Origin of the sequence: Calidithermus terrae, assembly GCF_003574345.1 — a bacterium.
Classification (GTDB): domain Bacteria; phylum Deinococcota; class Deinococci; order Deinococcales; family Thermaceae; genus Calidithermus; species Calidithermus chliarophilus.
On the sequence record NZ_QXDL01000199.1, the window covers coordinates 1 to 7352 of the forward strand.

Here is a 7352-nt window from a genome sequence, read left to right on the forward strand (position 1 = left end):
CCTGAGCCCCCAGGAGGTGGCCCGACCACCGTGCTCAGCCCGGTGCGCCGGGCCACCTCCTGGGGGCTCAGGCCCTGCTCGAGCAGCTTCCGCACCGCCCGCCAGCGCAGCGGCACCAGCAGCCCCTCGCGCTCGAGCCCCGCCAGCGCCTCCAGCCGCTCGAGCAACCCGTTGAGGGTGTCGGCGCCCAGCGGCCGGCCCAGCCCGCCCCGCTTGTTGGTCATGCGCACGAAGAGGTAGGGGCTGCCCAGCGGCTGCCCCGCGAGCACCACCTCGCGGTCGTCGAGGTAGGCCTCCAGCGCCCGGGCGGCCGCCTCGGAGAGGGGCACCTCGCGGGCCTTGGCCCCGCGCACCCGCAGCACCCGCCGCGCACGGTCGAAGTCCGCCAGGCGCAGCGCGAACAGCTCGGTCGCCCCCACCGCCGCCTCGCCCAGCAGGTAGAGCACCGCCACCCCCAGCCGCCGCAGCGCGCCGGTGGGGTGCTCCTGCGCCGCCCGCAGCAGCCGGGCGAACTCCGCGTCGGAGAGGTGGGGCCGCAAGCTGAGGTAGCTCGGGCGGGGGGGGAAGTCGAGGGGGGGGACCTCCAGCCCGGCCCACTCGATCACCGCCAGCACCCGCCGCAGGCTCCACCACCAGGAGTACACCGTCGCCGGGCGCCGCAGGGGCCGCTTGGCCAGCGGGGGCTGGCCGCGTTCGACCAGGGCCCAGAAGGCCAGCAGGTCGCCCCGCTCCAGCGCCGGCCAGCGCCGCCCCTGCTCCTTGAGCCAGTAGAACAGGCTCTCCATGGCGCGCTGCAGGTTGGCCTCGCGCCAGCCGAAGAGCTTGGCCGCGTAGGAGAGCGCCTCGCCGAAGGCCGCGCGGTCCCAGCGCCCCAGCGCTCGCTCGACCCACTCCCGGCGGGTGTCGGGCTCGTCGAGGGGGGAGGAGGGCAGTAGCATAACCCAAATATACCCGTAAACATAACAAGGCACTACCGCCCGATACCGGGCCCCTCCCCTCCCCGTTGCCCTGGGTGAGCGCCTGTGCCCGCGCACGCGCATGCGCAACAAGGGCCGCGAAGAAGAGGGGGTGGGGTGGGCTTAGGAAGGGCGCCCTTGTCTAATAACGGATATAAAAATGTGATTTGTCCCTCCTCCACATCTCCTATAAAACAATAATATATCACCAAGAAAGGAGGCGATGGCCATGTACGAGGCGCACGACGGGAGGTCGGCGGGGGGCTGGCGGGTGGTGGAGCGGCGCGGGCGGAGGCTGCTCCTGCGGCGGTGGATCCGGGTGGGCTGCCGGGGGCACTACCTGCTGCAGGAGCTGGAGGTGGCGCGCGAGGAGTTGCCGCGCTACGGGCTGAGGGGTTGAGCCGGGGAACACGGGGGCGCGCGGGGTTGAAGCCCTGCCCAAAGGCAGCCCCCTCCGCGTGGCCGGAGCCGTCGGACCACACCTGGCGCAGCCGCACGGGGCTCAGGCCGCGCCGGACGCCTGCGCCGTGCGGCGGCAGCAGCGCTGGCTGGCCCGCCCGCTGCCGCACCAGCACGGCGCCGAGGGCCGGGTGGTCCGCAGGAGGGTGGACCGGTCGTGGGGGGCCTGGTCGCCCAGCCAGTCCTGCGGCCTACCGCCCTGCTGCGCCCAGAGCACGTGCTTGGCCAGCCAGATCGCCGCCCACTCCAGGATCTGAGCCCCGGTGGCACCCTCCCAGGTCCACAAGCCCTCGTGCGGCGCGAACACGCACGCCGCGCTGCGCGGGCCGCCCGCCGGGTGTGGCCGGGCGCTCAGGAGGTGAGGGTGGTTGGGGAATGCGCCTTCGTCGACCCTGGGGTACTGCACGTACACGTGCGGCACCGCAGGCGGCTCCGGGTAAACCAATTCCACCCGGTAGGGGACGTAAAGCCCGGGCCGGGCGACGACACCGCCTTTGGGCGGCACGTCGGCGGTGGGAAAGAGGGCCCCGTATGGGCCCACCCGGAGGGGCAGGTCACGCTCGAAGTGCGCCGCGAGGAGCCCGACCTCGGCGTGCGGGGTGAGCGGCTGCAGCCAGCCCCGCCAGTAGCGGTAGGGATGCCGGGAGTCGGGCCAGACCACTGAGGTCACCGCCACGAGGCGCTCCCCGGGGGAAAACCCCGGGAAGCGAGCCCGCAAGGCATCCTCCTCCCGGCGCCACCGGCCCGGGTCCTGGTGGTACCAGGGGACCCGGGCGGGGCCCTTGAGGAAGAGTGCGGCAGCCGGCGGCTCCACCCTCAACTCCCGAAGGGGCGCGGCGGGGTCACCGCCGGCAGGGACCCGGGGCCGCGCCCCGAGGGGGTGCCTTCGCACTCGTCGCCGCGCAGTTCCCGGCGGTGGAGCTCGCTGGCCCGAGGGTCGAGCAGGCGCACGATGTCCCCGTCGTTGTTCAAGCGCCAGTTGGCCCCGGTGAAGACGTGGTAGACCCCGTGGGGGTCCGGCCCGCTGCGGCCGTGCCCGGCGTGGACCACCACCGGCGTGCCGGGGACCAGCTTGAAGCCCTCGGGGAAGCGGTGCAGGGCCTCCCAGCGGCCGCTGGGAAAGACCCGGTGCTGCAGCTCGTGGCCGCCGAGGTCGCCGGAGGGGCCCACGATGACCTCGACCCACTCGCCGGCACGGTCCTGGCCGCGGTCGTTGCCGGGGGGGTTGGCGCAGACGCGCCCGATGCGGTGTTGTTCCATACGAAAAGACCTCCATGGCTGCCCAGGGTTCGCCTGGACGGATCGAGCCTGATGCCTTGATTCGCAGGGCCCCAGGGGTTAGCCTTGAAGGGCAACATGCAACCAGGGGCCTGCGGGCCTCGCCGGGGTGCGGCCTGAGTGCGAGTCAGGCCGCACCCTTCTTCGGGGTAGGGGGTGAACGCGCCAGCTCCATTGAGCTTATTGTACCACAAAGATGTTCAGCTCTTCATGTTACTTAGTTAACATTTATTCGATATGAAAGGGAAACTATAAGCTACTATAGACATAAGTATATCGGTACACTTATAATCAATATCGCGGTGACTGCCGCGAACCGAATAGATCACGAAAGGAGGGTCAATATGACCCTGGGTTTTCGCCTCAAGGAGCGCAGGGAGGCCCTCGCGCTCACCCAGGAGCAGGTGGGCCGGGTGCTGGGAGTCTCCCGCGAGCTGGTCGCCCTGTGGGAGAGCGGCGAGCGTGTCCCGGGCGCGAGGCAGCTGGACGACCTGGCCCGGCTCTACCGCGTCAACCGCGGCTACCTCCTGGGGAAAGAAGATCTGGATCGTAAGGCCGAGCGGGAGGTGCTCTACCGGGGCCTGCCCGACGACCTGAAGATCCGCGACGAGGTGGAACGCTGGCTGGACTTTCTGGACGAGTGGGCCGAGCTGCTCGAGGAGCTCGAGGTGCCCCTGAGCGGGCCTGGACGCCCTCCGAAGCCCCTGGCGGAGAAGGAGCCTGTCACCGACCTGCGGCGCGTCTCGGCCCTGGCCGAGAAGACCCGCGACCACTACAAGCTGGGGCTGGACGCCCTCCCGAACCTTTACGCCTTCCTGGACGAGAAGGGGGTGCTGGTCTACCGGGCCCCGCTGGGGCCGCTGGGGGAGGGGGGGGTCGGGATCTCCGGCGCCGTGTACAACCACCCCGCGCTGGGCTTCTGCATCCTGGTGAACGCCAACACCTCCCCCGGGCGGCAGGTCTTCACCCTGGCCCACGAGTGGGCCCACGCCCTCTTCCACCACCAGTCAGGCGGGATCGTCTGCCGCATGGGCGATTACGACGCCAAGGAGCGCTTCGCCGACGCCTTCGCGGCCCACTTCCTGGTCCCGGGCAAGGAGCTGCGCCGCCTGGTCGAGGACGAGCGCGAGAAGGGGGGCCTGGACGCCTACAAGGTGCTGCGCCTGGCGGCCTACTTCCGTGTCAGCTACGCCACCGTGCTCAACCGGCTCCTCGACGATAAGCTCATCAGCACCGAGCAGCACCGGCTGTTCCGGGGGTACAGCCCCTCCGCCATGGCCCGGGCGCTGGGGCTGGAGGAGGAGATGTTCCGCATTCCCGAGCCCCACCCCCTCTTCCTCGAGCGCTACCCGGTGTCCGTTCTGGAGCAGCTGCGCCGGGCCCTGCAGGCCGACCATCTGACCCCGGCCCAGGCGGCCGACCTCCTCAGGGTGGACGTCACCACCGTGCGCGCCCGGCTGCTGGCCGAGCCGCCCAAGGCCAACCCCCTCGAGGCGGGCGAATTCGATGAGCTGCCCCAGGTCGCCTAGAATGGTTACGTGGACGTAAGGCCCGACCCCGAAACCTCCCTCGCCCAGCCTTGCATCGCGGACACCAGCCTGCTCTCCAACTTCGTGCACACCGGCTACGCCTATCTGCTGCACCGGCTCCTCCCGGAGCCGGTGCTCCTCTCGCCCACGGTGCTCGACCCCGCCGAGGTGCTTCTGCCGCGCCCTTACACCCAGGCGCTGCGCTCCGAATTCCTGCGGCCGCTCCACATGGCGAGCCTGCCGGGCTACGAAGACTACCAGGCCGTTGCCCCGCTGATCCAGGGGTTCGCGCTCGGGAGTGGCCACCTCTGGCGACCGGTGGAGCTCACCAGCCAGGAGGCCGCGCTGGCCTACGAGCTGAGCGAAAAACGGGCCTGGGATCGCTGCCGGGATTCGCCGGGGCGCTACCGGCGCCGCAGGGTCGGCCCCGGCGAGGCCGAGGCGGCCGCGGTCGCGGTCTGCCGCGGGTGGACGCTCCTGGCCGATGATCAGGCCATCATCGACCTCCTGCGCTGCCTGTACCCCCAGGTGCCCGTCGTGCGCACCTGTGCGCTCCTGCAGGCCGCGGCCCGGTCAGGGCACGTCCCCTGCGCGGAGGCCGCGCACCTCTTCAACGAGGTGCTCCCGGGGAGGGGCTTCTACGTCCGGAAGGGGGAACAGGTGCTGCGGCTGCGCTGCAGTCCCCCGCGCTGCGCGTGGGAGGGACCGTCGTAGGGTGGAGGTCCCGGTCATGAGCAACACCGACCCTAGCCCCGAGACCCCCTCCTGCGCCGCGGGCGAGCTCGCCGGGGCCTTCCGCCGCCTGGTCGAGGCCCGCCGGGCGTCGGTACCGCCGCTGCCGGAGGGCCTCGAGGCCCAGTACGAGTTCCTGGGTCTCCGTGCCGACCGGGTATGGTCAACGCAGGCAGTCGTCGAGCACCTCTACACCGAGCTGAAGAGGGTACTCTGGTGGGACGGGCCTGAGGGCATCGGCTACGGCGAATGGGGCAAGGCCGTGCAGCAGCTGCTGCTTGAACACCTTGTCGAGGGGCAGGACCTGGATCCCTTCCTGCTGGCCGACCACCTCAAGCCCCGCTGGCCCGAAGGGCAGCGGCTACGGCCCCTGTCCTCGCCCTCCTGGGCGGAGGGGCTTAAGCTGCTGGTCTACCGCAACAGCCTGATGGATGCCGACCCAGGCCGTCGTCAGTCGGCTACCTACAACGCGGCCCGGGTGCTCGCCCAAGCGATCCGCCGATTGCGGAACCGGGGATACGTGGTCGAGGTGCGCGACGCCCGCGCGTACCTCTCCCTCGAAACCTGGGCCACCGCCTCGCAGGATCTGGAGACCCTGGTGCGGAAGGTCGGCGGGCTGCGGTGCATCGAGGGGGTGCTCGCCCGCTTAGCCGAGCACCGCGACCCCGAGAGCGGCCGTTACCGGCTGCCTCGCGCGAAGGGGGATCAACCTCCCATCCCCTGCGGGCTGCTGCTCCACCTAGGGGCCAAGCACCTCGACGCCCCGGGGGAGGGCGATCCGGGGGCGTTCGCCGAGCTGGCGGAGTTCGCGGCCGCCCTGGTCGCCTGCCTCGAGGTCTCTTTCCACAACCCGTTCGAAGCCCTCTACACGCCGCCAGAACGGGTCCCCGGCCTGCTCCAGCGGTTGACGCTCGAAGCCGCCCTGGTCGGCTTCCCGCAGGCCGACCCGGCGGTGATCCCGGCCATGCTGGAGGGGGTGATGGGCTGGCTCGACGGCCACCCGGAGCGCCGCTGGCGGTGGACGGTGGCCGACTTCGCCCGGGTTTGCGGCTTCATGCTCTCAGAGGGTTCGCAGGTGCGCGGTGCGCTGCGCCTGAAGCGCGAGGAGATCGCGCGGGAGCTTAACCTCCCGGCCGAAGCCCTCGGCGAGGTTCTCGAGGCCTTGACCCACCCCGGCCCCGCGAACCACGGTTTCGCCTTGACCAAGCCGGAAGCCGCGGACCTGTGGTTCCGGCCGCTGCTGAGCGTGGGGGAAGAGCACCTCCTGATCAACGCCCGGCTGGGTGCCTCGGCGTTTTACGAGGCGCTCGCCGCCGTCGCCTACAGGCTGGAGGACGGGAACGACCGCATCGGGAGGGCTTTCGAGGCCTTCCTGCGCCGGTGGGCCGTCCAAAAGGGCTTCACGGCGGTCTACGGCAACTACTCTTCGGGCGGCGGCAACGGGGAGTGCGACTTGGTGCTGGAGAGCGAGGAGGCGATCGCCTTCGTGGAGTGCAAGGCTAAGGCCCTCACCCGCCCTGCCCAGGCTGGCGACGACGTGGCCGCGCTGTACGACCTCGCCCTCAGCCTGCTGGCGTCACAGTGCCAGGCGTTAGGGCACGAGCTCGAGCTCCTGCGCCGTGGCCGCCTGGAACTCAGGACGAGCTCCAAGGCGTTCACCCTGGAACTCTGGGGCCGTCCGGTATGGCGGGTCTCGCTCTCCCTCCTGCCCTACCCGGGCCTAGAGCCAACGTTCTTAGGCAGCCTCTTGATGCGCCACTTCCAGGGCTCCTCCTTCGGCCTGCACCCCCACGCCGACAGCGAGGACAACCGTCGCCGCATGGCGAAGCTGGAGACCCAGCTGCAGAGGTACAAGGCGATGCTGAGGGAAGCGGAGCGGGAGGGGCTGCTCGACCAGGTCTCGCAAGACCGGGTGCTCTTCCTGAGCCTGCCGGAATTCCTGAGCCTGCTATCCGGTGCCCGTAACAGCCACCAAGCACTACACCTGCTGGAGAGGCACCGGCGGCTGCTGTGGTCCGACCCCTCGTTTGGCACGATGATCCAGTACCGCCTGGACTGAGGTGCGGCCGTCTCCGCCCACGCCAACTGCGCCGCTGCAATTCCCGGTCGCCGAGGGGTTGGGGGGGTGAGCCTTGTGGCCTCACCCCTACCCCGACGGCCCTTGCGAGGGCTGGCTGGGCTCGACCTCGGCTCTTCGCCCTAGCGCCCGGCGCCCTGCAGCGCCAGCAGCAGCTGCTGCTTGAGGGCCAGCACGGTAGGGGGGTGGTCCAGCAGCAGCCAGCGCTCCTGCTGGCGGGCGATGAGGTAGCGGTCGTCGGCCAGCAGGAAGCCCCCGCGCACCCGCCCCGGCAGCAGCCGCAGGCTGTAGCGCGCCCCCTGCAGCCAGCCCAGCCCGCCC

General features: G+C 70.9%; 7 protein-coding genes and 1 pseudogene. 4 read left to right on the plus strand and 4 right to left on the minus strand.

What is annotated here, in order from left to right; all coding sequences use genetic code 11:
* On the minus strand, positions 1 to 938 hold a 938-nt coding region (locus Mterra_RS17110; protein ID WP_147372902.1), incomplete at its 3' end, for a tyrosine-type recombinase/integrase.
* A gap of 247 nt (positions 939 to 1185) precedes the next feature.
* Between Mterra_RS17110 and Mterra_RS17115 the strand changes: the two genes are divergently transcribed.
* Positions 1186 to 1356: a hypothetical protein gene (locus Mterra_RS17115; protein WP_170159716.1), complete on the plus strand. Its 171-nt coding sequence runs from the start codon at positions 1186 to 1188 to the stop codon at positions 1354 to 1356.
* Between the two features lie 102 nt (positions 1357 to 1458).
* Here the strand turns inward: Mterra_RS17115 and Mterra_RS22505 are convergent, their stop codons facing one another.
* Both Mterra_RS22505 and Mterra_RS22510 read right to left on the minus strand, forming a co-directional pair.
* Positions 1459 to 2133 carry an SEC-C domain-containing protein gene (locus tag Mterra_RS22505; protein ID WP_170159717.1) on the minus strand — a complete coding sequence of 225 codons (675 nt, stop codon included), beginning with the start codon at positions 2131 to 2133 and terminating at the stop codon, positions 1459 to 1461.
* A 98-nt stretch (positions 2134 to 2231) separates the two neighbouring features.
* Positions 2232 to 2675, minus strand: a complete 444-nt coding sequence (locus Mterra_RS22510) for a lamin tail domain-containing protein (RefSeq protein WP_170159718.1) — start codon at positions 2673 to 2675, stop codon at positions 2232 to 2234.
* 362 nt (positions 2676 to 3037) lie between these two features.
* Here Mterra_RS22510 and Mterra_RS17125 point away from each other — a divergent pair, with 362 nt between their 5' ends.
* Genes Mterra_RS17125 through Mterra_RS17135 form a run of 3 tightly spaced genes read left to right on the plus strand, consistent with a single transcriptional unit; the run spans position 3038 to position 7013 of the window.
* The gene (locus Mterra_RS17125; protein WP_119316259.1) at positions 3038 to 4222 is read left to right on the plus strand and encodes a helix-turn-helix domain-containing protein; all 1185 of its coding nucleotides are present in this window, start codon (positions 3038 to 3040) and stop codon (positions 4220 to 4222) included.
* A gap of 9 nt (positions 4223 to 4231) precedes the next feature.
* Positions 4232 to 4936 (plus strand): hypothetical protein, encoded by a 705-nt coding sequence (locus Mterra_RS17130; protein WP_119316260.1) that lies wholly within the window; start codon positions 4232 to 4234, stop codon positions 4934 to 4936.
* A gap of 16 nt (positions 4937 to 4952) precedes the next feature.
* Positions 4953 to 7013: a hypothetical protein gene (locus Mterra_RS17135; RefSeq protein ID WP_147372903.1), complete on the plus strand. Its 2061-nt coding sequence runs from the start codon at positions 4953 to 4955 to the stop codon at positions 7011 to 7013.
* Positions 7014 to 7153: 140 nt separating this feature from the next.
* Here the strand turns inward: Mterra_RS17135 and Mterra_RS17140 are convergent.
* Positions 7154 to 7352 (minus strand): annotated as a pseudogene (locus Mterra_RS17140) (hypothetical protein); the annotation flags it as partial.